Source organism: Streptomyces xinghaiensis S187, from assembly GCF_000220705.2.
Lineage (GTDB): Bacteria > Actinomycetota > Actinomycetes > Streptomycetales > Streptomycetaceae > Streptomyces > Streptomyces xinghaiensis.
On sequence record NZ_CP023202.1, the window covers coordinates 6,427,332 to 6,452,047 of the forward strand.

The window sequence follows — 24,716 nt, forward strand, 5'->3', positions numbered from 1 at the left end:
GACAACGCAGCGTGCTCCGCCGCTGCGCGGCTCCGGCCCAAGGATTCGATTCCCCCGCCGGCTGAAGCCGATGGTCCCCTCGAAAGAGGGTCTGATGGCGAAACACCGGCCGCGCTGCGGAACGTAGCTGTAGGGTGACGCTCGATGTCCGACATGTGCTCGTGGAACCTCCTCCTTAGGTGCCGCGACGAGGGCCGCCCGGGCCGACCTCCTCGTCGCGGTGTCGGTCCTGTGCCGTAGGAGTCGGCCGCCCTGACGCAGAGTCGAGAGAGAGCCTCCCGATGCACAGCCGTGTCCAGCACGCCTCCGACCGGTACCCGGTCTTCCCCGAACAGCAGCCCTCCGGCATGCCCGCGGGGCGCTACACCCCCTTCGCCCCCATCGACCTCCCCGACCGCGGCTGGCCCTCCCGCGTGGTCACCAAGGCGCCCCAGTGGTGCGCGGTCGACCTGCGCGACGGCAACCAGGCGCTGATCGACCCGATGGGCGCCGAGCGCAAGCTGCGCATGTTCGAACTCCTGGTCTCCATGGGCTACAAGGAGATCGAGGTCGGCTTCCCGTCCGCCAGCCAGACCGACTTCGACTTCCTCCGGAAGATCATCGAGGAGGACCGCGTACCGGACGACGTGGCGATCCAGGTGCTGGTGCCGGCCCGGACGGAACTCATCGAGCGCACCTTCGAGGCGGTGCGGGGCTCGCACCACGCCATCATCCACCTCTACAACTCCACCTCCACCCTCCAGCGCCGGGTCGTCTTCGGCATGGAGCGGAGCGAGATCACCGCGCTCGCCGTGCGGGGCGCCCGCACCTGTGCCGATCTCGCCGAGCGGACGCCCGGCACGGGCATCAGCTTCCAGTACTCGCCCGAGTCGTACACCGGTACGGAGCTGGAGTTCGCCGCGGAGATCTGCAACGCGGTCACCGACGTCTGGCAGCCCGACCGGGACCGCAAGGCCATCGTCAACCTGCCGGCGACCGTCGAGATGGCGATGCCCAACGTCTACGCGGACTCCATCGAGTGGATGCACCGCAACCTCGACCGGCGTGACGCGCTCGTCCTGTCCGTGCACCCGCACAACGACCGCGGTACGGCGGTGGCCGCCGCGGAACTCGGCTACCTGGCGGGCGCGGACCGCGTCGAGGGCTGCCTCTTCGGCAACGGGGAGCGCACCGGCAACGTCTGCCTGGTGACGCTCGGGCTGAACCTCTTCAGCCAGGGCATCGACCCGATGATCGACTTCTCGCGGCTGGACGAGATCCGCCGCACCGTGGAGTTCTGCAACCAGCTCCCGGTCCACCTCCGCCATCCGTACGGCGGCGACATGGTGTACACCGCCTTCTCCGGGTCCCACCAGGACGCGATCAAGAAGGGGTTCGAGGCCCTGGAGCGGGAGGCGCGGGCAGCGGGCCGCCCGGTGTCCGAGCACACCTGGGGGGTGCCGTACCTGCCCATCGACCCCAAGGACGTCGGCCGCGACTACGAGGCCGTCATCAGGGTCAACTCCCAGTCGGGCAAGGGCGGGGTGGCCCACCTGATGAAGACCGAGCACCAGATGGAGCTGCCGCGCGGGCTGCAGATCGAGTTCTCCCGCGCCGTCCAGACGCGCACCGACGTCCAGGGCGGGGAGGTGACCCCCGGCGAACTGTGGGAGGTCTTCACCGAGGAGTACCTCCTGGACGAGGAGGGCGGCGCGTCCGCCGGACGCCGGCTGCGCCTGCTGTCCCACACGGTCAGCGACTCGGTCGACGGGAAGAGCAGCCTCACGGCACAGGTCCTCGACGGCGGCACCCCGGTGGACCTGGAGGGGGTGGGCAAGGGCCCGATCGACGCCTTCACCACGGCCCTCAGCGGGATCGGCGTCGACGTCCGGGTGCGCGACTACCAGGAGCACGCGATGTCCGAGGGACGTGACGCGCGGGCGGCCGCGTACGTCGAGTGCGCCGTCGACGGGCGGGCGCTGTGGGGCGTCGGTATCGACTCCAGCATCGTCGCCGCGTCCCTGAGGGCGCTGGTCTCCGCCGTCAACCGTTCCTTCCGGAGCTGACCCCGGGTCACCGGAAGCCGGCCCCGCCGGGTGGCGGGGCCGGCACCGCGGCGGTGGCGGGTGCGGTCAGGAGCGGCCCGCGGACCGGCTGCGCCGGAACAGGCCGTACCCGATGAGCAGGGACGCCGCCAGCACCACGGCGGTGTCCACGGCGAAGGCCAGCCGCACCCCGCTCAGCAGGGCGAGATCGGCGGCGGTGCCGGCTTCGCGCAGCGCGTGCACCCGGCTCGCGGACAGCGCGCCCAGGACCGGGATGCCGATGGTGATGCCGAGCTGCTGCGAACTGGTGATCAGCCCGGTGGCCAGCCCCTGCTCGTGGTCGGGGAGCCCCGAGGTCGCGTTGACGCCGTACGAGACCACGGCCGACATGTGTCCCATGCGGCCTGGAACGAGTCGGCGCGGCTCGCCCTCGGCATGACCGGGGCCGACCGCAACTGCCTGGTGGGCTTCTTCCGCGACCGAGCGTTCCGCAGCCGGGTGCGGGCGTGGGAGGAACTCGCGCCGACGGTGGTGGCGGCCCTCCGCGCCGCGGTGTCCGAGCGCCCCGGCGACGAGGGGTTCCGGGCGGTGATCCGCGAACTCACCCGGACCAGCCCGGAGTTCGCCGAGCTGTGGGCGCGGCAGGAGGTACGGGCCGCCGGCGTGCTGGTCAACGAGGTGGAGCATCCGGTGGTCGGCACGATGAGGTTCGAGGCGAGCCAGCTGCGGATGCCGGCCCGCCCCGATCTCACGGTCGTGCTCTACAACCCCGCGCCGCACACCGACACCGCGGACAAGGTGCGATGGCTGCTGGGCGCCCCCGCCGCACCGGCCGCCCGTTTCCCCGGAGCGGCGCGGAACTGAATCCGCCGCCGTGGCCTGCCGCTTTCCGTTGAGTGGAACGGGGGGCGACGGCTGATCATTGCGGCGTGACCGGCCGTGTGCCAGGGTTTTCGGTGCGCGCCCGGTACCGACCGAACCGGATCGCTTTCCCGGAGATCCGGATCGTATTCCTCTTTTTTCGGCCGTCCTGTGCGGTACCGGTGTGCTGTCGCGCGGTCTGCGTCTTTCCTGAGCGGGGGAAATCACGATGCACGATGTCGCCATGTTCACGCCCGGCCCGACGCATATTCCTCTGGCCATGAGAATGGCCTCGATATCCCGGCTGACACATCACCGCTCCCCGGAATTCACCAAACTCCACGACCGTATTCACAGCGGTCTGCAGAGCCTGTTCGCCACCGGCGGCCGGATCCTCATGCTGCCGGCCTCGGGGACCGGCGCGATGGAGGCCGTCGTGGCGAACACCGTGGAACCGGGCGACACCGTCCTGGTCCTGGCCGCGGGCAAGTACGGCCGCCGCTGGGCCGAGCTGTGCCGCACGTACCGGGCGGACGTACGGCTCCACGAAGTGCCCGACGGCGCCACCTTCGAGGCCGCCGCCGTGGAGCGCGCACTGCGCGAAGCCCGGCCGCGGCATCTCTTCCTGACGCACTGCGAGACCTCGACCGGAGCCGTCCACGACGTGCGGACCCTGGCCGCGCTGGGGCGCGAGTACGGGGCCACCGTCGTCGCGGACACCATGACCTCCATCGCCGTGGAGCCCTTCCACATGGACGACTGGGGGGTGGACTTCGCCGTCACGGCCTCGCACAAGGGTCTGATGAGCCCGCCCGGGGCCGCGTTCGTCGCGGTCGGCGACCAGGCGTGGGAACGCGTCCGGCCCGCACAGGGCTACTCCTACTGGAACTTCCACATCCTGCGCGCGAGTGCCCTGGAGAGCACCGTGCCCAACACCCCGCCGACCACGACCCTGTTCGCGGTCGCCGCCGCTCTCGACGCGATCGAGGCCGAGGGGCTCACGCAGGTCTGGGGACGGCACGCGCGCAGCGCCGCCGTGTGCCGTGCCGGGGTCGGCGCCCTGGGGCTGGAGCTGTTCCCCCGGTCGGTACCGTCGAACGCCTTGACCGCGGTACGTCTCCCGGAGCGGGTGCGGACGGACGGGCTGGTGGAGGAACTGCACCACCGCTTCGGCTTCCGCGTGGCCGGCGGGCAGGGGGGCCTCAAGGGCCGGATCGTCCGCGTCGGCCACATCGGCGCGGTGACCCCGCTCCAGCTGATGCCGGTGCTGACCGCCCTGGAGATGCTGCTTCTCGAACGCGGGCTCGACCGGCGCCCCGGCACGGCGTCCGCGGCGATGGCCGGCGAGCTGTGGGACGGGCTCGCGCCCGGCCGGGCCGCCTGACCCCCGCTCCGCCCCCGCCGCGCCCCGGCCGTCCGCCGGCGCGGGCCCCGGCCCCGCCACACCCGTACCGAGCCCTCCGCCGCCCCCGCCCGCGCCGGACGCCCGCCCGGCGCCGCACCTCATCCCTCCCGGAGACCCTGGAGACCTGGCCATGATCAGTACCGCGAACCACCGCTTCATCGGGGCGTACACCACGCTCCTCACCCCGTTCCAGCCCTCCGGCGCGCTGGACGAGGACGCGCTGCGCCGCCTCGTCGACTTCCAGATCGCCAACGGGGTCACCCGGCTCTGCCCCAACGGGGTGACCGGGGAAGCCGCCGCGCTCACCGACGAGGAGAAGCTGCGGATCACCGAGATCTGCGTCGAACAGGCCGCCGGCCGCGCGATGGTCATCCCCGACATCGGCACCGAGTGCCTGGCCCGCACCGTCGAACTGGCGCAACGGGCCGAGACCCTGGGCGCGGACGCCGTCCTCGCGTTCACCCCGTACCTCGACCCGCCCACCGAGCGCGGCCTGGTGGCCTACTTCCGGCAGGTGGCCGACTCCGTGGGCATCCCGCTGATGATGCACAACCTGCCGGGACGCACCACCGTCGACACCTCACCGGAGCAGGTCGCCGAACTGGCGGCCCACCCCAACATCGTCGGGATGAAGGAGGGCAACCAGGACATCGTGCGGATGCGCCGGGTCCTGCACCTGGTCCGCGACGCGGACTTCGTGGTCCTCTCGGGCAACGACTTCACGGCGCTGCCCACCCTGCTGCTCGGCGGCCACGGGCACATCTCCGTGGCGGCCAACGTCATGCCGCGGCAGAGCCGTTCGATCGTCGAGGCGGCGCTCGCCGACGATTTTGTGACGGCTCGCGATCTCTACCTCAAATTCGCCGAGTTCTACCGCGGAATCTATTTCGCGACGAACCCGATTGCGCTCAAGAAGGCTTTCTCGCTGGCGCACTTCGACGTCGGTGAGCCGCGGCTTCCGCTCACCCCGTTCCCCGAGGAGCGGACCGGCGAACTCGAAACGATCATGAAGAGCTGCGAACTCCTCTGAAGGCGAGCTGTGATGAACCCGATGATCGACGTGGATTCCCTGACGGAGTCGGTGTACGGCGGCGACGTCGTCCGCTCCCTGCTCTACGCGGCCTCCGAGCAACCCGGAACCCGCGTGGTCCGGGTCGCGATGGCCAGCGCCGAGCCCGGCCGCGGCGGCCAGCTCCACCACCACCCCCGGACGGACGAGACCTACTTCGTCATCTCCGGGAACGCGGAACTGGAACTCGACGGCGAAACCTACGCACTCGCGCCGTCCAGCTGCGTCCGCATCCCCCGGGGCACCAGGCACCGGATCACCAACAGCGGCACCGAGACCCTGCGCTACCTCGCCTTCCACACCGGGGACGCGGAGTTCGCCGGCGCGGTCGAGCACGTGAAGGCGGTCTAGCCGCCATGGACGTGGTCATCGTCGGCGCCGGCAAGGCCGGATCGCTGCACTACCGGGCCTACTCCCGGCTGGGCCGGTCCGGCGTGCTCGACCGCACCCGGATCCGGTTCGTCGACCCCCGGGAGCGGGCGGGCGCCGAACTGGCGGCGCTGCTGCGCGCCGACGGCCTCCCCGAGAACGTGGTGGCGGCCCGGGAGAAGCTGGAGCCGACCGCCCCGGAGACGACGATCGTCGACCTGTGCCTGCCCAGCCGCACCCTGGCGCCGGCCCTGGTGGACTGGTGGCGCGCCGGCTACCGCAACTTCGTCATCGAGAAGCCGTTCATGGTGCCGCAGGAGCTGGCCCGCGAGGTGGGGCAGGTCCTCGCCTCCTCGCGCGCCGTGCTCGTCCGCAACTATCTGCACTCCCGGGTGCACGCGACCGTGCGGGAACTGATCGACCTGTACGACCTCGAACCCGTGCTGTGCGTCACCAACTTCTCCAAGGACCGCCGGGCCGACAGCCTCCGCGGCCGGGGGGCCTCCGCCGACGGCCTGCCGACGGTCTACGAGGTGGAGATGCCGCACCAGCTCTACATCGGGGACGACCTGCTCGGAGCGGCCCGCTCCCTGGACCACGCCGAGGACCTGGACCCCATGGCTGGCGAGGACGGGCGGCTCCGGCTCGGCGAGGGCCTGCTGGTGGGCCGGGCCGCCTCCGGCGCCGCCTTCGTCCACTACTCGAACCTCCACCACCCCGCGGTCGTCCGCAGCCTGGACCTCTTCTGCCGCGGCCGGCTCTCGGTCCACGCCACCTACGCGCCCATCTGCGAGGAGTTCACCGACATCAAGGCCGGGGTGATCCTCGGCCGCGGGGACGCCGTGCTGGCCAAACAGCTCTTCACCGAGGACGACAACATGCACGGGATGATCTCCTCGGCCTACCACACCCTCCGCGGCGGGACGGGCGGCCGGCTCGGTCTGGACGAGGTGCTGCGCAGCGACGGACTCATCCGGTCCGCGATCGCAGGCGGCCCCGGATCCGGAGCCGGCGGCGCCGCCCCCGCCGCGTCCGCGCCGCGCACCGACCTCCTGCAGGAATGGGTGGTCGACTCCTTCCGGTCCGGGCTGGAGAACGGCACCGGCCGGTCCTTCCTGCGGTTCCTGGAAAGGCGCCAGCGCACGCGGCTGTCCGGCGTACTGCCGTCCCTGGACCCGGCCCGCGACGCCGTACCCGGCAGCCGCGGCACGCCCGGGCACGCGGTGAGAGGAGCCCTGGTCTGATGGCGATCGCAGTCGGCGGCCTGCTGCACGTCGCGGTGGTGACCCCGGACCTCGACCGCATGGCGGCGTTCTACACCGGCCTCTTCGGGGCCGAGGTGGTGAAGGACCTCTCCCTCACGACACCGGTGTTCGGGGAGGGCGTCGGGGTCCCCGGGGCCACCGCGCGCACCGTCCACCTGCGGCTCCCCGGCGCGTCCACCGTGGTGGAGCTGACCCAGTACGCGGCACACCACCCGGCGGCCGACCCGCGCGCCCCCGCCAACGCCCCCGGCCTGCGCCACCTGGCGCTCCGCGTGGACGACATCGGGGCCGCGGCCGGCGAACTGCGGGCCCGGGGCCACGAGGTGGTGGGCGGCCCCGTCGAAGTGGACCGGCCCGCCGCCGCACGCGGCACCTGGTTCCTCTACTTCCGCGACCCGGACGGCAATCTCGTCGAACTCATCGAGCCGCCCTCCCGCACCCCGGCGGCCGGGGGACCGGACGACGCGCGCACCCGCCCGGCCGGGGCCGGGAGCCCAACCGAAGCCGAGAGCGAAGGAAACCGCACATGAAGATCGGCCCAGCGCAGCGCACGCACGACGGTGACGAGACGGAGATCGCCGTCGAGGTGACCAGCGAGGCGAAGCCCACGGGCGACCGGCTGTGGTACCGCGTCGAGCGGCGCCACGCGCCGATGCTCACGGACACCATGGACCCCTTCCTGCTGGCCGCCCTCTTCGTCGCCATGCGGACGGGCGAGAGCCTGCACGCGGCCGGCGGGGTGACCGCCACGCTGCTGGAGAACCTGGAGGAGTTCCAGTCCGCCTGGCTGCAGTGGCGGCCCGAGCGCTACACCCGGGTGGAGATCACCGCCGACGAGGAACTCCCCGACCGCCCCGGCCCGGACGACCGCTCGGCGCTGCAGACGTTCTCCGGCGGGGCGGACAGCGCCTACACCACCATCCGCCACGTCAGCGGCGCGGCCGGGCGGGGATCGCTGCGTCTCACCGGAGCGGTCATGGTGCACGGCTTCGACATCCCGCTGGAGGAGCGCGGGTCGTACGAGACCCTCCGCGACCGCAGCGCTCCGCTCCTGGCCGGACAGGGCATCGAACTCCTGCCCGTCACCACGAACTTCCGCCAGCTGTGGCACAGCGACCTCAGCCACTGGGAGGACGCCTTCGGGACCGGTATGACCTCGGTGCTCACCCTCTTCAGCGGCCGGTTCCGGCACGGGCTCATCGCCAGCTCCGAACCGTACGGATCGCTGCTGCTGCCCTGGGGCTCCAACCCGGTGACCGACTGGATGATGTCCGGCGGACGCCTGCGCGTGCACCACGACGCGACCGGCGTGGACCGCAACGACAAGGTGGCGGGGCTCGCCCGGCTGTGGCCGGAGGGCGCCGGCAACCTGCGGGTGTGCTGGCAGGGGGAGCAGAAGGACCGCAACTGCTGCCGCTGCGAGAAGTGCATCCGCACGATCCTGAACTTCAAGGTCAGCGGCGCCGCGGTCCCGGCCTCCTTCCCGCTGGAGGTCGGCCCCGGCCACATCAGGAGCCTGCGCGGCCTCTCGGAGGCCCACATCAACCCCCTGCGGCAGATCCTGGCCGCCGCGCACGCCCGCGGCACCGAGGAGGACTGGGTGGCGGCCCTGGCGGACTGCGTCGCGGCGAACGAGGACGAACTCGCGCGCGGTGTCTCGTACGAGGGCGGCTTCCCGCTGCTCGCGACGGACACCCCCCGGTAGCGGAGCCGGCGGCCGGGACATCCGGCGGAACCACGGAAGCAGAGTGGAGGAGCACACGTGTACGCAGTGGTCGCACGCTTCGAGCTGAGACCCGAGAGCGCCGAGGAGTTCGACGCCCTGGCCCGGTGGCGGATCGCGGAGGCCGCGGCGGAGGAGCCGGGCCTGGTCGCCTACGCGATCCACCGGGTCGACGGGGAGCCGCTGGCCCGCGTCTTCTACGAGATCTACCGCGACCGCGATGCGTTCGCCGAGCACCGCGCCACGCCGCAGACCGCGGCGTTCCTCGCCCGGCACGCGCCGTACGTCCAGGGGCCGCCGCGCATGGAGCTCCTCGAACCGCTGCACACCGCGGGCCGGCTCGGCGGGGACCCCCCCGCGCGTGCCGTTCCCCCTCGACCGGACCACGACAGGCAGGGAAGCATGACCACCTTCGCACCGCACCACATCGCGCTCAGCGTCGGCGACCTCGACCGCTCGAAGGCCTTCTACGGCTACTTCGGCTTCCGGCCGGTCGCCGAGTGGAGCAGGAGCGACAAGTCACTGACCATCTCCCATCTGCGGCAGGACGACGGCTTCGTCCTGGAACTGTTCCACTACGCGGACGACGGGGCCCGGCCGCGCCCGGCCTTCACGGTGGGCAACAACCTGCCCGAGATCGGGGTGAAGCACGTGGGATTCACCGTGCCGGACCTGGCCGCCACCCGGGCGGAGATCATCGAGGCCGGGATCGGGGAGGTCACGGAGATCGCCCGCGGCCGGACCCTCGTCGACTACTTCTTCGTGATCGACCCGGACGGCATGTACGTCGAGGTCGTGCACGACGCGCGCGACCTCGACCCGGAGCGCCCGCTGCTGCTCACCGACGCCCCGCGCTAGCCGTCCGGCCCCGGGCCGGGCCCCGGTCCGGGGCCGTGCCGCCGCGGACCCGCGCTCCCGTACGCCCGGCCGCCCAGCCCGCTGATCCGACAGAAAGGTCGCCCCACCGTGCCCGTGTCCTCCTTCATGGTGCCCCTGGGCACTCCGGCCCCGGACTTCGCTCTGCCCTCACTCGACGGACGCACCGTCCGGCGGGGGGACTTCGCCGGGGCGCCGGCCCTGCTGGTCGCCTTCATGTCCAACCACTGCCCCTTCGTCCGGCACCTGGAGAAGCACTTCGGTGAACTGGTGGCGGAGTTCCCGCGGCTCGCGGCCGTCGCCGTGTGCAGCAACGACACGGGAGTCGCCCCGGACGACGGTCCGGACGGTCTCCGGGACCAGGTCGGGCGGACCGGCTGGGACTTCCCCTATCTGCTCGACACCGGACAGCGGGCCGCCCTCGCCTACCGGGCCGCCTGCACCCCGGACTTCTTCCTGTACGACGCGGACGACCGGCTCGTCTACCGCGGCTCCTTCGACGACTCGACGCCCGGCAACGGCCGCCCGGTCACCGGAGCCCGGCTCCGGACCGCCGTGGAGCAGGTGCTGGCGGGCCTGCCGGTGCCCGAACCCCACCGCCCCTCCATGGGCTGCTCGATCAAGTGGAGCCCGGGCAACGAACCCGCCTGACCCCGGTGCGGGTCCGCCCGGGCGCACGGGCCCGCACGTGAGCGGCACACCACCCCGACCACCGGCCCGGCCGTACTCCGGCCGGGCCGTCGGCATGACCGCGATCCAGGACGGTGCGGGGGAGAGCCCCGGGGAAGCCGGAAGAACGGCGCCCGGAAACCGGGAACAAGGAAAGAATTGCTGCCGGGCCGGACGCCCGGGAATCCGGAATATTGAAATCCGAAATACCCGGTGCGGAGTGAAAGGTGATCCTCCAATTCCGGATATCCTGTTCACGCGGAGTTTTGGTTCAAATACCGAGACACCCTTTGTTTTGTCAACTCGGGCCAGTAGGATGATTTTCATCAGTCATTCCATGGAGGTCAGGTGACAGAAATGCCCGAGTTTTCGGAGCTCCAGTACGGCTGGGAAAAGGCGTACCAGGAGCAGAGCGAAGGACCGTTGTGGCAGGAGGACCCGATTCCGGTGATCCCGCCGGCGATCGAGGCGCTCAAGAAGCGGAATATCCGTACGGTGGTCGATCTCGGGTGCGGGGACGGGCGCAATCTGGCGGCCCTGGCCGACGCGGGCTTCAACGCGACGGGCGTGGACATCGCGCCCACGGGTCTGGCCCACGCGCGCCGGGTGATCCGTCAGCGGGCGTTCCTGTTACGGGCGGACGCCACGACGCTGCCGCTGGTCGACGCCTCGGTCGACGCGGTGACGTGTTTCGACGTGTTCGGGCAGATCCAGGACCCGACCCAGCTGATCGCCGAGGCCCGCCGGGTGGTCCACCCCGACGGACTGTTCGTCACCAACGCCTTCACGCTGAAGGACGAGACCTACGGCGAGGGCACCGAGATCGCCCCGCACACCTTCGCCTACAAGGACACGCTCTTCCGGTACTACGACGAGGACGAGATGCGGACCCTGTTCGCCGACTGGAACGTCCTCGAGATGGACCGCATCTCCTGGGACGACCCGCCGCACGGCGACTTCCGTCCCTACCCGCACAAGCACGACAACTGGGTGGTCTACGCGACGCCCCGGAGCTGAGCGTCCCCCGGGGTGCCCGCACCGCGGGGCCGCCCGGGCGGCGCGGTCCGGCCGCCGTGCCACCCGGGCGCACCGCCGCGGGGCGCCCGGTCCGCGCCGGCCCGGGCGCGGTCAGCCCGCCGCCCCGGCCCAGCGCAGCAGCGCCGTGACCGCGGCCGCGGCGACCACCGTGACGAGGAACGGGGCCTTCCTCCAGATGCACAGGGCCGCGACGGCGATCCCGGCGACCCGTGCGTCCAGCGCGATCTGCTGCTCCGCGGTGAAGGTCTGAACGGCGATCAGCGCGGCGAGCAGGGCGACGGGAACGGCCTCGGCCGTCAGGGAGACGGCCGGGTGCTCCAGCGTCCGCTGGGGGACGAGCAGCCCCAGCAGCTTCAGCGCGAAACAGGCCGCGGCCGCGGCGGCGATCCAGGTCCAGCTCATGCCGCACCGTCCTTCTCCGCCGTGCCGCCGTCGTGCCGTGTGCCGTCCGGGTCCTCCGGGCGGGCCGCCGCCGCGCCGCCGGGGGCCGGCGGGGCCGTGCGCAGCGCGGCCCGGGCGCGGGGGGTGAGCAGCACGCTCAGCGCGGTCAGGCCCGCGAGCACCACCGGGAGCCCGGCTCCCACCAGGGGGGAGACGCCCACCGCCACCCCACAGGCCAGAACGAAGACCATCCGGTTGGCGCGTTCCCCGAGCCGGGGCGCCACCAGCGCGAGGAAGGCGGCGGAGGACGCGGCGTCCAGACCGAACGCCTTGGGGTCCGCCATGAGGGAGCCGGCCAGGGCGCCCGCCAGCGTCGCGAGGTTCCAGCACAGGAAGACCACGCCGCCGGTGGCCCAGTAGGCGTAGCGCGCCGTGGCCCGGTCGGGCCGGCCGATCGCCATGGCCGCGCTCTCGTCGCTCAGGAGGTGGGCGGCGGGCAGCAGTTGGCGGCCGCGCAGCCCGAGCACCGGGCGGAGGCCGACTCCGTAGAACAGGTTGCGCGCACCGAGCAGCACCGCGGTGGCACTCGCCGTCACGCCCGTGCTGCCCGCGGCGAGTGCTCCCACCAGGGCGAGCTGGGAGGAGCCTCCGTACAGGAGGAGGGAGAGGAACTGGGTCTGTGCCACCGTCAGGCCGGAGGAGACGGCCAGGGCGCCGTAGGAGAGTCCGTACGCGCCGACTGCCAGGCCGATGCCCAGGGCATCCCGCAGCAGCGCCGGCCGGCCTAATCGCGTCGCCGGTCCCCTCGTTGTCTCCGGAGTCCCAACGGACTCTGCTGTCTCTGCTGACTCGCTCACGGGTCGCCTTTCTCGGGAGCTCGGCATTCCGGTTCCGGTTTCGGCTCATATCCTGAGACGGTGCTTTTGACGGTCAGACATCATGCGTAGGCTGACCGAGCAATGTCATTCAGCTGCATCAGTATGACATGCGCGGTCGTCGGATTTGGTAGCCGTTCGGTCGAGCGGCGAACGAATCGAGGGGAAGGTCCGCAAGTCCATGCAGCACCTTTTGGAACGGTTCGAGGCCCTGCTCGGCCCGACGCCCGTGAAGACGATCGAACTCGACGTCCTCGGACGGCCGCGCAGGCTTCATCTGAAGCTGGAGGGTTACAACATCACCGGCTCCATCAAGGCCCGCACGGCCTATGGGCTGGTACGGGGACTGGTACAGGACGGCCGGCTGTGGCCCGGGGCCGAGCTCCTGGAGTCGACCTCGGGGAACCTGGGCGTGGCGCTGGCCAGCATGGCCAGATATTTAGGCATCGGATTCACCGCGGTCGTCGACCCGTTGTGCACCGCGGAGAGCCGCTCCCGCCTCCGGGACCTGGGCGCGCGCGTCGTCATGGTGGAGGAGGCCGACCACGCGGGGGGCTATCTGCTCTCCCGGCTGGCCAGGGTGCGGGAACTGCTGGAAGCCGATGACCGGTACGTCTGGGGCAACCAGTACGAGAGCCGGCGGAACCCCGGGATCCACCGGGAGATGACGGGGCCGGAGATCCTGGGCCAGATGCCGATCCCTCCGGACGCGCTGTTCGCGGCCGTGTCGACCGGCGGGACCTTCGCCGGTCTGAGCCAGTGCTTCCGCGAGCGGGGACTGGCCACCCGGATGGTGGCCGTGGACATCAGCGGCTCGGCCGCGTACGGCGGCCCGCCCGGGAAGCGGTACCTCTCCGGCATCGGCGCCAGCCGCCCGTCCTCCTTCCTCACGGACGAACTGATCGACCACTACCTCTATGTGGACGTGGACGAGACCGCCCGTTACTGCCGGAAGGTCCTGCGGGAGGCCGGGATCCACCTCGGCGCCTCCTCCGGGGCGGTCGTGGCGGCCTGTGTGCGCCACCTCGGGGAGAACCCCGATATAACTGACCCGTTGTGCATCTGCGCCGACGGTGGAGAGAAGTACGAGAGCACGGTCTACAGCGACAGGTGGCTGGGGACGGTCGGCGGAGTGCCGCAACCGGGCGGTGGTGGGATGAGGTGACCGCCCCCGGGGGTGTCCGGTAGGCGGTGGTTGTCGCTCCCCGGCGGAGCGATGCAGGGACGAAGGCAGACGACGAGGATGAGAAGAGTGGCCGAGGTGCGCCAGGCGCTGGAGGAACGGGTGCTGCGCGGAACGCGCCTCGCCGCCGGGGAACTGGCGGATCTCTCCTCCGTCGATCTCCGGCAGGAGAGCGAGCACGACGTCTCGGTCCTGCTCCTGCTGGGCGCGCTGAGCGCCCGGATGGGAGGCGGCGAGCCGGTCACCCCGGCACTCTTCGACATCGCCCGGCGCTACATGGAGACCTCCCTCCTGTACACCGGGCGCATCCTCCCGCGGACGAAGGAGATCATCGAACTCCTCGACGGGGGAGTGGACGACAGGTCCCCCGAGCTCCTGGTGGAGGTGGCCGACCATCTCAGCCAGGGATGGCCGACCTACCCCGACTCCGTCTTCCCGGCCGGGCTGGCCCGGCTCTCCGAGGGGCTGGGGCTGGGAGGCGAGCCGGCGCGGTACACGCGGGTCTCGTTCGTGCTCTGGTGGCAGGCGTTGGGAGCGGCCGCGGCCGGCGACCACGACCGGGCGCTGCCGCTGATCCACGACTCCCTGGAGCGGTACCGCAAGTACCTCTACTACGCGGACGCCGCCTGGCTCTACACGGACATCGTCATCAACCACCTCACGGCCGGCCGGCTGGACGAGGCCGTGACCGCGCTCGGCAGCCAGCGGCACTATGTGGAGGAGGTGTACGCCTCCCACCCCTCGGCCACCGGGGCCCGTTCCTTCGCCTTCTCCCTGGGGGACGTGCAGAGCGGCAGCTACAGCACCTTCATCGAGTCCTCCTCCCTGCGGCCCAAGGAACTGTCCGACCAGGACCGGGCCCTGCTCAAACGCTATGTGCGCACCAGCGAGTTCCTCATCGCCGCCTGCCGTTACGGCTCCCGCCGGGACTTCGACGCGGCGCTGGACGTCTTCTCCTTCGGCTGGGTCACGTTCCAGCAGTCGCCGTATCCGCGGATCTTCAGGCACCTCGCGGACCGGTACGGAGGGCGGGCCGGCTCGTGGAGCGTTCATCTGACGGCGCATGAGCAGTGGCACCGGATGCTGCGCACCTACCGGGTGCGGACCAAGGCCCGCCAGTTGATCGACGTGGCCGTGACGCTGCACGACCGGCTGGCGTACGCGGGCCTGGAGCAGCAGGCCGACCTGGTCCTGCTGGACGCGGCCGTACTGCACGAGCGGCTGCACGGAAAAGGTGCCGCGGTGGAGTGGATAACGCGCTATCTGATCGACATCAGACCGAGCATTCCGGAAATCCTTCAGGTTGCCGTCGATTATCTGCAGGCGCCGCAGAATGTCGCCGGGCGAAGATTTCTCAGCAAATACATCGGGCTCCGTACGGATTTCCTGGTGCCCGAGATCCTGCCGGTCGTACTGCTCGACGAACCGGGTACGGGCTCGCCGTCGTGGGAGGTTGCGCTGTACGGAAACCTGTTGTCCGTGGAAGGGGTGACGGTATACGAAGAAACCCCGCCGCCACTCCTTGACATTCTGCGGGTACTCGGAGAAGAATTCATGCGGAGTCGTGAGAAGAATGAGGAACCCTCATTTCTCTCGGCGTCGGAACTGTCGGCCCGGACCCACCGCACCCCCGCGGCCCTGGCACAGTCCGTCCGCAGATTCCGCATGGCGTGCCGGGACAGGTTCGACGAGGTGACGGACTGGGACATCGCGTCGGACGCGGTGATCCAGGGGCGTCCGGGCTACCGCATGAATCCGCAGAGCGTCCGTAAATTCACGTTGTATTCGACCACCGACTGACCATCGATCAACTATTTCCGGGCTGTCGGCCGGCCGCCGGCCGGGCATGACCGGCAGCAATTCCGGGTGCGAAGCAGCGCCCATTCCGTCCGCCGTTCACGCGGCATCACAAGAGAAGCGTTCCGGGGTACCGCCATGTCCGAATCACTCTCCATCACCGTCGAGCCGGAAAACGTCGACACCGACTGTAAATTCGTGGTCGCGGTCAGGGCGAAGCTCGATCACGGGGTGGCCATGAACGCCACCGCCCACCTGTGCCTGGGGCTGGTCGCGAAGGCCGCCCAGGAGCGTCCGGAACTGCTTCCCCGCATGTCGTTCCTGCGCTTCCCCGACGCCGGGGGCGAGGAGCACTGGCCGGTGTCGGGCCTCTCCCTGGTCGTCCTCGAAGGCCGCCCGGCCTGGCTGCGACGGCTGCGCTCCGGGGCCGCGGAGGCCGGACTGCTCTGCACGGACTTCACCTCGGCCATGACCGGCGGCACCTACGCCGACCAGCTCGAAGGGATGGAGCGGACCGCGGAGGCGGACCTCGACTACTACGCCGTCGCGGCGTTCGGGCCGCGCGACGTCCTCGACCCGCTGACCAAGAAATTCTCGTTGCTGAGGTGACGCCGGGCGCCGCGGCGCCGGGCCACCGAACCGACTCACGAGGGGGAACTCATGCAGGAAGCACGTCACTCCGGGAATCTGGTGATCGTCCCGGGCGCCGTCGTCGAGACGGTCCTGGCGGAGCTGGGCAAGGAGTGCAGGCAGGTCGTCGAGGACGTGTACATCGAGGCGGCCCGGGGCGGCCTGGTCAACCCCGACAGCCTGTTCCTGCGCCCCGACCCCGACCGCCGCGAACGCGCCATCGCCCTCCCCGCCTACGTGCCCGGAGCCGCGCCGGCCATGGGCGTGAAGTGGATTTCGAGCTTCCCCGGGAACCTCGCGCTCGGACTGCCCCGGGCTTCCGCCCTCATCGCCCTCAACGACGTCCGCACCGGTCTGGCCACGGCCGTACTGGAGGGGTCCCGGATCAGCGGCCACCGCACGGCGCTGTCCGCCGCGGTGGGCGCCCGGGCCCTGCGCGGGGGCGACAGCCGGATCGGGAAGCTGGCCGTGATCGGCACCGGTTACATCTCCGCCACCACCCTGGCGGTCATGGCCGGTGAGGGCTGGACCGCCGGCTCCCTGGCGGTCCACGACCTCGACGCGGACCGGGCCCGGGCCTTCGCCGCGGAGCACACCCACGGCCTCGCCCCCTCGGTCTCCGTCGCCGGCACCCTCCGGGAGGCGCTGGACGACGCGGACGTGGTGCTCTTCGCCACCACCGCCGTCGTCCCGTACGTCACCGACGCCGGGTGGTTCAAGCCGGGGGCCGTCGTCCTGCACATGTCGCTGCGCGACCTGGAGCCGGAGGCCATGGCGGACGCGGCGCACGTCGTGGACGACGTGGCGCACGCGCTGCGGGAGAAGACCTCCCTGGCCCTGGCGGTCGAGCGGGGAACCGTGCGGCGCGAGGACATCACCGCCATCGGCGACCATCTGAGCGGCGCCGCCCGCCCCGCCCGCGGAAGGACCGTCGTCTACGCCCCGTTCGGCCTCGGCTCGCTGGACATCGCCATCGGCGCCCTCGTCCTGGAGCGTGCCGCCGGCAGGGAAGGCGTCGTCACCGTCCCCGGCTTCGCCGGTCTGCTCTGACCCCGCGCCCCTGATCCGCGCTCCTGATCCGCGCCCCGTCCCCGGGACGCGCCGGCCGCCTTTCCCGTGCGCCCGCTGCCTTCCGTTTCCCCGTGTGCCATCCCGCGTGCCGTCCCCGGCACCCGGCCCCGCGCTCCACCGGAGGAGGAACCGCCATGTCCCGCCGCCTGTTCACCTCGGAGTCCGTCACCGAGGGACATCCCGACAAGATGGCCGACCAGATCAGCGACACCGTCCTCGACGCGCTGCTCCGTGAGGACCCGGGCTCCCGGGTCGCCGTGGAGACCCTGATCACCACGGGCCTGGTGCACATCGCCGGCGAGGTCACCACCCGCGCCTACGCGCCGATCGCCCGGCTCGTCCGGGAGAAGGTCCTGGAGATCGGATACGACTCGTCGGCCAAGGGCTTCGACGGCGCCTCCTGCGGTGTCTCGGTGTCCCTCGGGGCGCAGTCCCCCGACATCGCCCGCGGCGTCGACACCGAGGGCAAGGACGGCGACGACCTGGACCGGCAGGGCGCGGGCGACCAGGGCCTGATGTTCGGCTACGCCTGCGACGAGACCCCCGAACTGATGCCGCTGCCCATCGCGCTGGCCCACCGTCTGGCGCGCCGCCTCACCGCCGTCCGCAAGGACGGCCTCGCCCCCTATCTCCGCCCGGACGGCAAGACCCAGGTCACCGTCGAGTACCGGGGCAGCCGCCCCGTGCGCCTGGACACCGTCGTCGTCTCCGCGCAGCACGCGGCCGACGTCTCGCTCGGCTCGCTGCTCGCCCCGGACATCCAGCAGCACGTCGTGGAGGCGGAGTTGAAGCAGCTCGCCGAGGACGGCATCGCGCTCGACACCGACGGCCACCGGCTGCTGGTGAACCCCACCGGCCGGTTCGAGACCGGCGGGCCGATGGGGGACGCGGGGCTGACCGGCCGCAAGATCATCATTGACACCTATGGCGGTATGGCCCGGCACGGTGGCGGTGCGTTCTCGGGGAAGGATCCGTCGAAGGTGGACCGTTCGGCGGCGTACGCGATGCGCTGGGTGGCGAAGAACGTGGTGGCGGCGGGGCTGGCCTCGCGGTGTGAGGTGCAGGTGGCGTACGCCATCGGCAAGGCGGAGCCGGTCGGTCTGTTCGTGGAGACCTTCGGGACCGCGACGGTGGAGGTGGAGCGGATCGAGCAGGCGATCGGTGAGGTGTTCGATCTGCGCCCGGCCGCGATCATCCGCGACCTCGACCTGCTCCGCCCGATCTACGCCCGGACCGCCGCCTACGGCCACTTCGGCCGTGAACTGCCCGAGTTCACCTGGGAGCGCACCGACCGCGTCGACGCGCTGCGCAAGGCCGCCGGGGGTGTGACCGGGCCGGTCCATCGGCCCCCGGCACGCGCGCGGACCACGGACGGGCGGGAGTGAGGATGCGTATCGCGGTAGCGGGTTCCATAGCCACCGACCACCTGATGACCTTTCCCGGAACCTTCGCGGAGCATCTGCTCCCGGAGGAACTCGACAAGATCTCCCTCTCCTTCCTCGTCGACGAACTCGACGTGCGGCGCGGGGGAGTGGCGGCCAACATCGCGCTGGGCCTGGGGCGGCTGGGCCTGTCGCCGGTGCTCGTCGGGGCGGTGGGCGCCGACTTCGCCGACTATGGCGTCTGGCTGAAGGAGAACGGCGTCGACATCGACTCCGTCCGGGTGTCCAGCACCCGCCAGACGGCCCGGTTCGTCTGCCTGACCGACGGAGACGCCAACCAGATCGCCTCCTTCTACGCGGGCGCGATGGCCGACGCCCGGCACATCGACATCACCGAGGTCGTGGCGCGCATGGGCGGAGCGGACCTCGTCCTGGTCTCGCCGGACGACCCGGTGGCCATGCTCCGTCACGCGCGACGGTGCCGGCGGGCGGGCATCCCGTTCGCCGCCGACCCCTCCCAGCAACTCGCCCGCCTCACCGACGCGGAGGTCCGGGATTTCGTCACCGGGGCCGCCTGCCTCTTCACCAACGCCTACGAGGCGGCCCTGCTCCTGCGGCGCACCGGCTGGAGCGAACGGGAGGTACTGGAACGCGTCGGCACCTGGGTCACGACCCGGGGCGGGGACGGGGCGACCGTCACCCGGGCCGGGGAGCGCCCGCTGCACGTCCCGGCGGTACCGGTCGCCGAAACGGCCGACCCGACCGGCGTCGGCGACGCCTTCCGCGCCGGCTTCCTGGCGGGCACCGCCTGGGACTGGCCCGACGAGCGCTCGGCCCAACTGGGCTGCGCCCTGGCGTCCGTGGTGATCGGCACGGTCGGCACCCAGGAGTACGAGCTGTCCGCCGGAGAACTCCTGGGCCGCGTCTCCCGGGCCTACGGCGCCGCCGCGGCGCACGCCATGGAGCGGGCCCTCGGAGGCACGGGATGACGGGACCGGACCCGGGCCCGCCCGGGGCGGCGGCGGACAGGACGGCGCACACGGCACGACGACCGGAGGGACAGACGTGAGCACACTCGGCGAGATTCTCGCGGCGGGCGAACGGACGTACTCCTTCGAGTTCTTCCCGCCCCGGACGGAGACCGGAGAGCGCGCCCTGTGGCACGCCGTCCGCCGGGTCGAGGCCCTGGCACCGACGTTCGTGTCGGTCACCTACGGCGCGGGAGGCTCCTCCCGGGACCGCACGGTGCGGATGACCGAGCGGATCGCGGCCGAGACGACCCTCCGCCCCGTCGCCCATCTCACCGCCGTGGGGCACTCCGCCGCCGAACTGCGCCGGATCATCGGCCAGTACGCGAGTGCGGGGGTCCGCGATGTGCTGGCCCTGCGAGGCGACCCGCCCGGTGACCCGCGCGGCCCCTGGGTCCCGCACCCGCGGGGCTTCCGCCACGCCGGCGAACTGGTGCGCCTGGTACGGGAGCTGGGGGACTTCGGGGTGGGCGTCGCCGCCTTTCCGGAGCGCCACCCGCGGTCCCCGGACTGGGAGAGCGACATCCGGCACTTCACCGCCAAGTGCCGGGCCGGGGCCGATTACGCCATCACCCAGATGTTCTTCCACGTCGAGGACTATCTGCGGCTGCGGGACCGGCTGGCCGCCGCGGGCTGCGCCACCCCCGTCATCCCGGCGATCATGCCGGCCACCGACGTGCGGCAGATCACCCGCTTCGCCGAGCTCAGCGGAGCCGCCTTCCCACCGGACCTCGCGCGGCGCCTGGAGGCGGCCCGGGACGACCCCGCCGAGAGCCGGCGGATCGGTGTGGAGCACGCCACGGAGATGGCCCTCCGGCTGCTGGCGGAGGGAGCACCCGGACTGCACTACATCACGCTCAACCGCTCCACGGCGACGCTGGAGATCCACCGCAATCTGGGCCTCCCGCTCGGCGGTCCGCGGACGGCCCCGGCCGCCGCCTGAGCACCACCGTGCCACCGTGCCCCCATCCGCCCGCCCGTCCTCCCGGAGCAACCGATTCCTTGGAGTCATCGATGAACGACGTCCGCCCTCTCCCCGCGACTCCCGGAGCGGAGGGGAACGATGGCCGGTAACGCACGGTCCGCCGGCGCGTCGGTGACCAGCAGAGCCCTGTCGATACTCGGTGCCTTCGACCCCCTCCACCCCAGCCTGACCCTGTCGGACATCGCACGGCGGACCGGGATCCCCCTCGCGACCGTGCACCGCCTCTCCGGAGAACTGGAAACCTGGGGCGCCCTGAGACGCGGCTACGACGGCCGGTACCGCATCGGCCTGCGGCTGTGGGAACTGGGTTCGCTGTCCCAGGCCCTGACCTCGGCCCGGGAGGTGGCACTGCCCCATCTGCGGAAGCTGTACGAGCGGACGGGCGAGGACAGCTATCTGGCCGTCCCCGACGGCTCCGACGCCGTGTTCGTGGAGTATCTCGGCGGCCGGCGCGCCGGTACGGCCGGGCCGCGGCGCAGACTGCGCCACCCCCTGACCGTGTCGGCCGCCGGCCTCGCCCTGCTCGCCCACCGCGGCGCGGGCGCGTCCGGCCCGCGCACCCGGCTCGCGGACGTACGCCGCCGCGGCTGGGCGCTGACGCGGGACCACGAGGTGCCCGGCCTGCTGGCCCTGGCCATGCCGGTGGTGGCCGTCACCGGCACGGCCGACATGGCCATCGGGCTCTGCGCGCCGACCACGGACCGGCTGGCCCGGTGGCGCGAGGAACTGTCCCTGACCGTGGCCGCCGTACAGCGGGATCTGGCCTGCCGGGACTCCATCGCTCCCGCCGGGACGGTGACGGAGGACGACGGCGCCGACGACTTCACCGCCGGTCTTCCGGGCCTGCCGGAGAGCGGAGGACGCGGGGAACGGATGGCCGTGCGCCTGTCCGTACGGCTGGGAGGCTGACGGCCGGCGGGGGGAACGCACTCCGGCGAACCGGGGGAGGGGGGAGGGAGTAGGGGGAGGGGAAACCCGCCGGTCATTCGGCCGCGTGGCCGTACCGGCCGGCAATCGGGCCGACATCCGCGCACGAGCGCTGGTCGGCGGGTATCACGACGGGGATAGTGGAAGACCCCCGCGGCGGCGCCGGAACGCGCCAACGCGGGCCGCACAGCCCCGTACCCGTGCAGCAGACCAGTGGCCCGACCGGCCCATGACTGGGGGAATCCGCATGACCTCACCCACACCACGGCGCACCCTCCTCGCCGCAGCACTCGCGACGGCGGCGGGCGCCGCGGCGGCCCCCGCCGCGTTCGCCGCACCCGGCGGAGGCCGGGCCCCCGGTGCCCCGGCGGGCCCGGGCACCGCCACCGCCGTCACCAACCCGTCCGACACCACCGCCGGGAGGGGCGTGCCCCGCGTGGACTACCACGGCTGGACCACCGCCCCGGACTGGCGCGGCGGCGCGGCCGAGGGCACCGTCGTCCGCACCGGCCGCAGACCCGGTGTCGCCATCGGCCGCCCGGCCGGCCGCACCGACTACACCGACCCGCACACGCAGCAGACCGCCACCTGGGAGTACGCCACCTGGACCGGCCCGGTGCGCCGGCTCTCCGTCCCGGCGAACGAGGTGGTCCCCTCCTGGAACGCCCACACCCCGGCCGGCACCTGGCTCCAGGTCGAGCTGCGCGGCACCTACACCGACGGGACCGACACCCCCTGGTACGTGATGGGCCGCTGGGCCGCGGGGGACGGCGAGGGCGACATCCGCCGCACCTCCGTCGACGACCAGTCGGACGGCAGGAGCAGCATCTGGACCGACACCTTCTCCGTCAACAGTTCCGCCGGCGACCTCCGTCTCGCCTCGTACCGGCTGCGGCTCACCCTCTACCGCAAGCCGGGCGGCGACCGCACCCCGGTGGTCTGGCGGCTCGGCGCGATGGCCTCCGACATCCCGGACCGCTTCACCGTCCCGGCCTCGGCGCCCGGCGCGGGGGCCGCCCGCGAGCTCGAGGTGCCGCGCTACTCGCAGAACATCCACATCGGCGAGTACCCCGAGTACGACAACGGCGGCGAGGCATGGTGCAGCCCCACCTCGTCCCAGATGGTCATCGAGTACTGGGGCCGCAAGCCGACCAAGAAGCAACTGGCCTGGGTCAACCCGGAGTTCGCCGACCCCCAGGTCTGCCACGCCGCCCGCTACACCTTCGACTACCAGTACGACGGCTGCGGCAACTGGCCCTTCAACGCCGCCTACGCCGCGACGTACCGCGACATGCAGGGCATCGTCACCCGCCTCGGCTCCCTGGGCGACGTCGAGAAGCTGATCGGCGCGGGCATCCCGGTGATAACGTCCCAGTCCTTCCTGGAGTCGGAGCTCGACGGCGCCGGCTACGGCACCGCGGGCCACCTGATGTGCCTCATCGGCTTCACGGAGGACGGCGACGTCATCGCCAACGACCCGGCGAGCGACAGCAACGACGCCGTGCGCCACGTCTACAAGCGCCGCCAGTTCGAGAACATCTGGCTGCGCACCAAGCGCTACAACGCCTCCGGCAAGGAGGCGAGCGGCACGGGCGGTATCTGCTACCTCTACTGGCCGGCCCGCCCCACGGCCGTCCAGCGCCGGACCCTGGCCGCGCTCGGCATCTGCTGAGCCGCTGCCGAGCGGGCCGCCGCGGGGCCGCCGCCGGGCCGCCGCCGGACCGGAGGGCCCGGCGGCGGCCCCGCGCCGGCATCCCCGCGCGTGACCGCCCGTCCGGCGGCCGGGGTCAGCGCCCGGTGGACCCGTCGATCTGCTCGCGGAGGATGTCGGCGTGGCCCGCGTGCCGGCCGGTCTCCTCGATCATGTGCACCAGAACCCACCGCATCGACGGCGCCGGCCCCCGCCGCCGCGGGGGCCGGGGCGCGGGGCGGGTCAGGTCCGTACAGGCTTCGATGACCTCGTTGGCCCGTGCGATGGCCTCCCGGTAGCCGGCGAGCACACCGCCGGCGGTCTCCCCGGGGGACGGCCTCATGGTCCCCGCCCAGTCCCCGGGCTCCTCGCCCAGGAAGTGGAACCGCTCGACGCACGCCAGATGCTTGACCAGGCCCAGGAGGCTCGTTCCCGAGTCCACCCCGGCGGTCCGGACCTGCGGTTCCGGTACCCCCGCCGCCTTGTCCGCGACCGAGCGCCGCAGATATTCGAGGAAGCCGAGAAGGACGGCCTTCTCGTCGTCGCCGGTTCGCGGAGGTCCGGTGTCCCGCGTCCGCGCCGTGGCTTCCGGTGGGTGATCGAGTGGCATCGCGTTCCTCCGCTGCGGGGCGTGTCGTGTGGTCGGGCGCCCGCTCATCCGCCGGTCCGCCGGAGAACGAGGACGTGGTCGGTGACGGTCGCCGTCTCGCCGGAGGGGCCGGCCGCCCGGCGCCGCGGCCTGTCCGCGCGCAGGACGGGCCACTGCCCGGGGTCGAGATCCAGCTCGGCGGCGATCTCGGCGGGGGCGGGGTGGTGGACGCCGGGGTCCCGGTTCCAGGACCAGGGCGCGGTGGAGCCGTGGTCGACGATCACCAGGAGCCCCCCGGGCCGCAGGGCCCGTGCTGCCGTGCGCAGGATCCGGCTGCGGGGCAGCGGGAACGGGGTGTGGAGGTACTGCGCGGAGACGAGGTCGAACCGCCCGTCCGGAAAGCTCCGGGCCAGATCGTGCCGTTCGGCGGTGACCCGTTCCCCGACGCCCAGTTCACGGGCGCGCTCGCGTACCCGTTCGACGGCGGTGGCGGAGACGTCCACGGCGGTGACCTGCCAGCCGTGCCGGGCGAGCCAGAGGGCGTCGCCGCCCGCACCGCAGCCCAGGTCCAGCGCGGCTCCGGGGCGCAGGGGCCCGGCGGTCTCGGCGAGCAGGGGGTTCACGCGCCCGCCCCCGCCGCTCCGGGTGGCGTAGTGCCGCTCCCAGAACAACTCGGCCTCGTTGCCCGCGGGGTCAGCGGGGTCTGCGGGGCCCTCGGGGCCCGTGGGATCGGCGGGGTCATGGCTTTGGGTGGCGTCCATGCGCGGTGGCTCCTTCTTCTCGGTTCTTCTCGGGTGGGCGCGCCGTGCCGTGGGACCGGGGCCGCGGTACCGGCGGGGTGTCCTTTCCCCGCCGTGACGGCCGTGGTGTGACGGCCGT

At 72.2% G+C, this 24,716-nt stretch carries 25 protein-coding genes; 20 read left to right on the plus strand and 5 right to left on the minus strand.

Annotated features, from left to right (window positions below; all coding sequences use genetic code 11):
* Window positions 1-281: 281 nt before the first annotated feature.
* Window positions 282-2,045, plus strand: coding sequence for a 2-isopropylmalate synthase (gene leuA, locus SXIN_RS27470; RefSeq protein WP_019708687.1), 1,764 nt, complete (start codon window positions 282-284; stop codon window positions 2,043-2,045).
* 66 nt (window positions 2,046-2,111) lie between these two features.
* On the opposite strand, the gene SXIN_RS27475 is transcribed toward leuA, so the two are convergent.
* A complete protein-coding gene (locus SXIN_RS27475) occupies window positions 2,112-2,414 on the minus strand; it encodes an MFS transporter (protein ID WP_019708686.1) in 303 nt (100 codons plus the stop codon).
* On the opposite strand from SXIN_RS27475, the gene SXIN_RS27480 reads away from it, so the two are divergent.
* From SXIN_RS27480 to SXIN_RS27520, 10 genes are all read left to right on the plus strand, one after another.
* Window positions 2,415-2,888 (plus strand): MmyB family transcriptional regulator, encoded by a 474-nt coding sequence (locus SXIN_RS27480; RefSeq protein ID WP_019708685.1) that lies wholly within the window; start codon window positions 2,415-2,417, stop codon window positions 2,886-2,888.
* Window positions 2,889-3,114: 226 nt separating this feature from the next.
* Entirely contained in the window at window positions 3,115-4,269 is a 1,155-nt protein-coding gene (locus SXIN_RS27485; RefSeq protein WP_095757689.1) for a pyridoxal-phosphate-dependent aminotransferase family protein, read from the plus strand.
* Window positions 4,270-4,420: 151 nt separating this feature from the next.
* Window positions 4,421-5,320 carry a 4-hydroxy-tetrahydrodipicolinate synthase gene (dapA, locus tag SXIN_RS27490; protein WP_019708682.1) on the plus strand — a complete coding sequence of 300 codons (900 nt, stop codon included), beginning with the start codon at window positions 4,421-4,423 and terminating at the stop codon, window positions 5,318-5,320.
* A 21-nt stretch (window positions 5,321-5,341) separates the two neighbouring features.
* Entirely contained in the window at window positions 5,342-5,710 is a 369-nt protein-coding gene (locus SXIN_RS27495; RefSeq protein WP_157916350.1) for a cupin domain-containing protein, read from the plus strand.
* Between the two features lie 5 nt (window positions 5,711-5,715).
* A complete protein-coding gene (locus SXIN_RS31395) occupies window positions 5,716-6,972 on the plus strand; it encodes a Rossmann-fold NAD(P)-binding domain-containing protein (protein ID WP_019708680.1) in 1,257 nt (418 codons plus the stop codon).
* Entirely contained in the window at window positions 6,972-7,523 is a 552-nt protein-coding gene (locus SXIN_RS27500; RefSeq protein WP_019708679.1) for a VOC family protein, read from the plus strand. The genes SXIN_RS31395 and SXIN_RS27500 overlap by 1 nt, the downstream gene beginning before the upstream one ends.
* Window positions 7,520-8,698, plus strand: coding sequence for a hypothetical protein (locus SXIN_RS27505; protein WP_019708678.1), 1,179 nt, complete (start codon window positions 7,520-7,522; stop codon window positions 8,696-8,698). Before SXIN_RS27500 ends, SXIN_RS27505 begins: the two co-directional genes overlap by 4 nt.
* A 57-nt stretch (window positions 8,699-8,755) precedes the next feature.
* The gene (locus tag SXIN_RS31400) at window positions 8,756-9,574 is read left to right on the plus strand and encodes an antibiotic biosynthesis monooxygenase (RefSeq protein WP_019708677.1); all 819 of its coding nucleotides are present in this window, start codon (window positions 8,756-8,758) and stop codon (window positions 9,572-9,574) included.
* A 108-nt stretch (window positions 9,575-9,682) separates the two neighbouring features.
* Window positions 9,683-10,243 carry a thioredoxin family protein gene (locus SXIN_RS27515; protein WP_019708676.1) on the plus strand — a complete coding sequence of 187 codons (561 nt, stop codon included), beginning with the start codon at window positions 9,683-9,685 and terminating at the stop codon, window positions 10,241-10,243.
* A 375-nt stretch (window positions 10,244-10,618) separates the two neighbouring features.
* Window positions 10,619-11,278, plus strand: coding sequence for a class I SAM-dependent methyltransferase (locus SXIN_RS27520; RefSeq protein WP_019708675.1), 660 nt, complete (start codon window positions 10,619-10,621; stop codon window positions 11,276-11,278).
* A gap of 111 nt (window positions 11,279-11,389) precedes the next feature.
* Here SXIN_RS27520 and SXIN_RS27525 read toward each other — a convergent pair whose 3' ends face one another.
* Entirely contained in the window at window positions 11,390-11,701 is a 312-nt protein-coding gene (locus SXIN_RS27525; RefSeq protein ID WP_095757691.1) for an AzlD domain-containing protein, read from the minus strand.
* On the minus strand, window positions 11,698-12,537 hold the full coding sequence (locus SXIN_RS27530) for an AzlC family ABC transporter permease (protein WP_202859804.1): 840 nt from the start codon (window positions 12,535-12,537) through the stop codon (window positions 11,698-11,700). Before SXIN_RS27530 ends, SXIN_RS27525 begins: the two co-directional genes overlap by 4 nt.
* A gap of 199 nt (window positions 12,538-12,736) precedes the next feature.
* On the opposite strand from SXIN_RS27530, the gene SXIN_RS27535 reads away from it, so the two are divergent.
* The 9 genes from SXIN_RS27535 to SXIN_RS27575 all read left to right on the plus strand — a co-directional run bounded on the left by SXIN_RS27535 (window position 12,737) and on the right by SXIN_RS27575 (window position 23,230).
* On the plus strand, window positions 12,737-13,720 hold the full coding sequence (locus SXIN_RS27535; protein WP_019708673.1) for a pyridoxal-phosphate dependent enzyme: 984 nt from the start codon (window positions 12,737-12,739) through the stop codon (window positions 13,718-13,720).
* A gap of 78 nt (window positions 13,721-13,798) precedes the next feature.
* Window positions 13,799-15,538: a tetratricopeptide repeat protein gene (locus tag SXIN_RS27540; protein ID WP_238153876.1), complete on the plus strand. Its 1,740-nt coding sequence runs from the start codon at window positions 13,799-13,801 to the stop codon at window positions 15,536-15,538.
* A gap of 135 nt (window positions 15,539-15,673) precedes the next feature.
* Window positions 15,674-16,144: a DUF2000 domain-containing protein gene (locus tag SXIN_RS27545; protein ID WP_019708671.1), complete on the plus strand. Its 471-nt coding sequence runs from the start codon at window positions 15,674-15,676 to the stop codon at window positions 16,142-16,144.
* A 51-nt stretch (window positions 16,145-16,195) separates the two neighbouring features.
* Window positions 16,196-17,215, plus strand: a complete 1,020-nt coding sequence (locus SXIN_RS27550) for a hypothetical protein (protein WP_039821156.1) — start codon at window positions 16,196-16,198, stop codon at window positions 17,213-17,215.
* A gap of 155 nt (window positions 17,216-17,370) precedes the next feature.
* Window positions 17,371-18,621 (plus strand): methionine adenosyltransferase, encoded by a 1,251-nt coding sequence (metK, locus tag SXIN_RS27555; RefSeq protein WP_095757694.1) that lies wholly within the window; start codon window positions 17,371-17,373, stop codon window positions 18,619-18,621.
* 2 nt (window positions 18,622-18,623) lie between these two features.
* Entirely contained in the window at window positions 18,624-19,607 is a 984-nt protein-coding gene (locus SXIN_RS27560) for a carbohydrate kinase family protein (protein ID WP_019712092.1), read from the plus strand.
* Between the two features lie 76 nt (window positions 19,608-19,683).
* On the plus strand, window positions 19,684-20,589 hold the full coding sequence (metF, locus tag SXIN_RS27565) for a methylenetetrahydrofolate reductase [NAD(P)H] (RefSeq protein WP_019712091.1): 906 nt from the start codon (window positions 19,684-19,686) through the stop codon (window positions 20,587-20,589).
* A 120-nt stretch (window positions 20,590-20,709) separates the two neighbouring features.
* Window positions 20,710-21,540 (plus strand): IclR family transcriptional regulator, encoded by an 831-nt coding sequence (locus SXIN_RS27570; protein WP_095757695.1) that lies wholly within the window; start codon window positions 20,710-20,712, stop codon window positions 21,538-21,540.
* Window positions 21,541-21,805: 265 nt separating this feature from the next.
* The gene (locus SXIN_RS27575) at window positions 21,806-23,230 is read left to right on the plus strand and encodes a peptidase C39 family protein (protein WP_095757696.1); all 1,425 of its coding nucleotides are present in this window, start codon (window positions 21,806-21,808) and stop codon (window positions 23,228-23,230) included.
* A 115-nt stretch (window positions 23,231-23,345) separates the two neighbouring features.
* On the opposite strand, the gene SXIN_RS27580 is transcribed toward SXIN_RS27575, so the two are convergent.
* Window positions 23,346-23,858 (minus strand): DinB family protein, encoded by a 513-nt coding sequence (locus SXIN_RS27580; RefSeq protein WP_019708667.1) that lies wholly within the window; start codon window positions 23,856-23,858, stop codon window positions 23,346-23,348.
* A 44-nt stretch (window positions 23,859-23,902) separates the two neighbouring features.
* Complete coding sequence (locus SXIN_RS27585; protein WP_019708666.1) at window positions 23,903-24,598, minus strand: SAM-dependent methyltransferase; 696 nt, start codon at window positions 24,596-24,598, stop codon at window positions 23,903-23,905.
* Window positions 24,599-24,716: the final 118 nt, after the last annotated feature.

Coding starts and splice junctions, on each gene's coding strand:
- leuA (WP_019708687.1), top strand. CDS start 282: ATGCACAGCCGTGTCCAGCACGCCTCCGACCGGTACCCGGTCTTCCCC.
- SXIN_RS27475 (WP_019708686.1), bottom strand. CDS start 2,414: ATGTCGGCCGTGGTCTCGTACGGCGTCAACGCGACCTCGGGGCTCCCC.
- SXIN_RS27485 (WP_095757689.1), top strand. CDS start 3,115: ATGCACGATGTCGCCATGTTCACGCCCGGCCCGACGCATATTCCTCTG.
- dapA (WP_019708682.1), top strand. CDS start 4,421: ATGATCAGTACCGCGAACCACCGCTTCATCGGGGCGTACACCACGCTC.
- SXIN_RS27495 (WP_157916350.1), top strand. CDS start 5,342: ATGATCGACGTGGATTCCCTGACGGAGTCGGTGTACGGCGGCGACGTC.
- SXIN_RS31395 (WP_019708680.1), top strand. CDS start 5,716: ATGGACGTGGTCATCGTCGGCGCCGGCAAGGCCGGATCGCTGCACTAC.
- SXIN_RS27500 (WP_019708679.1), top strand. CDS start 6,972: ATGGCGATCGCAGTCGGCGGCCTGCTGCACGTCGCGGTGGTGACCCCG.
- SXIN_RS27505 (WP_019708678.1), top strand. CDS start 7,520: ATGAAGATCGGCCCAGCGCAGCGCACGCACGACGGTGACGAGACGGAG.
- SXIN_RS27520 (WP_019708675.1), top strand. CDS start 10,619: ATGCCCGAGTTTTCGGAGCTCCAGTACGGCTGGGAAAAGGCGTACCAG.
- SXIN_RS27525 (WP_095757691.1), bottom strand. CDS start 11,701: ATGAGCTGGACCTGGATCGCCGCCGCGGCCGCGGCCTGTTTCGCGCTG.
- SXIN_RS27535 (WP_019708673.1), top strand. CDS start 12,737: ATGCAGCACCTTTTGGAACGGTTCGAGGCCCTGCTCGGCCCGACGCCC.
- SXIN_RS27540 (WP_238153876.1), top strand. CDS start 13,799: ATGAGAAGAGTGGCCGAGGTGCGCCAGGCGCTGGAGGAACGGGTGCTG.
- SXIN_RS27545 (WP_019708671.1), top strand. CDS start 15,674: ATGTCCGAATCACTCTCCATCACCGTCGAGCCGGAAAACGTCGACACC.
- SXIN_RS27550 (WP_039821156.1), top strand. CDS start 16,196: ATGCAGGAAGCACGTCACTCCGGGAATCTGGTGATCGTCCCGGGCGCC.
- metK (WP_095757694.1), top strand. CDS start 17,371: ATGTCCCGCCGCCTGTTCACCTCGGAGTCCGTCACCGAGGGACATCCC.
- SXIN_RS27560 (WP_019712092.1), top strand. CDS start 18,624: ATGCGTATCGCGGTAGCGGGTTCCATAGCCACCGACCACCTGATGACC.
- SXIN_RS27570 (WP_095757695.1), top strand. CDS start 20,710: ATGGCCGGTAACGCACGGTCCGCCGGCGCGTCGGTGACCAGCAGAGCC.
- SXIN_RS27575 (WP_095757696.1), top strand. CDS start 21,806: ATGACCTCACCCACACCACGGCGCACCCTCCTCGCCGCAGCACTCGCG.
- SXIN_RS27580 (WP_019708667.1), bottom strand. CDS start 23,858: ATGCCACTCGATCACCCACCGGAAGCCACGGCGCGGACGCGGGACACC.
- SXIN_RS27585 (WP_019708666.1), bottom strand. CDS start 24,598: ATGGACGCCACCCAAAGCCATGACCCCGCCGATCCCACGGGCCCCGAG.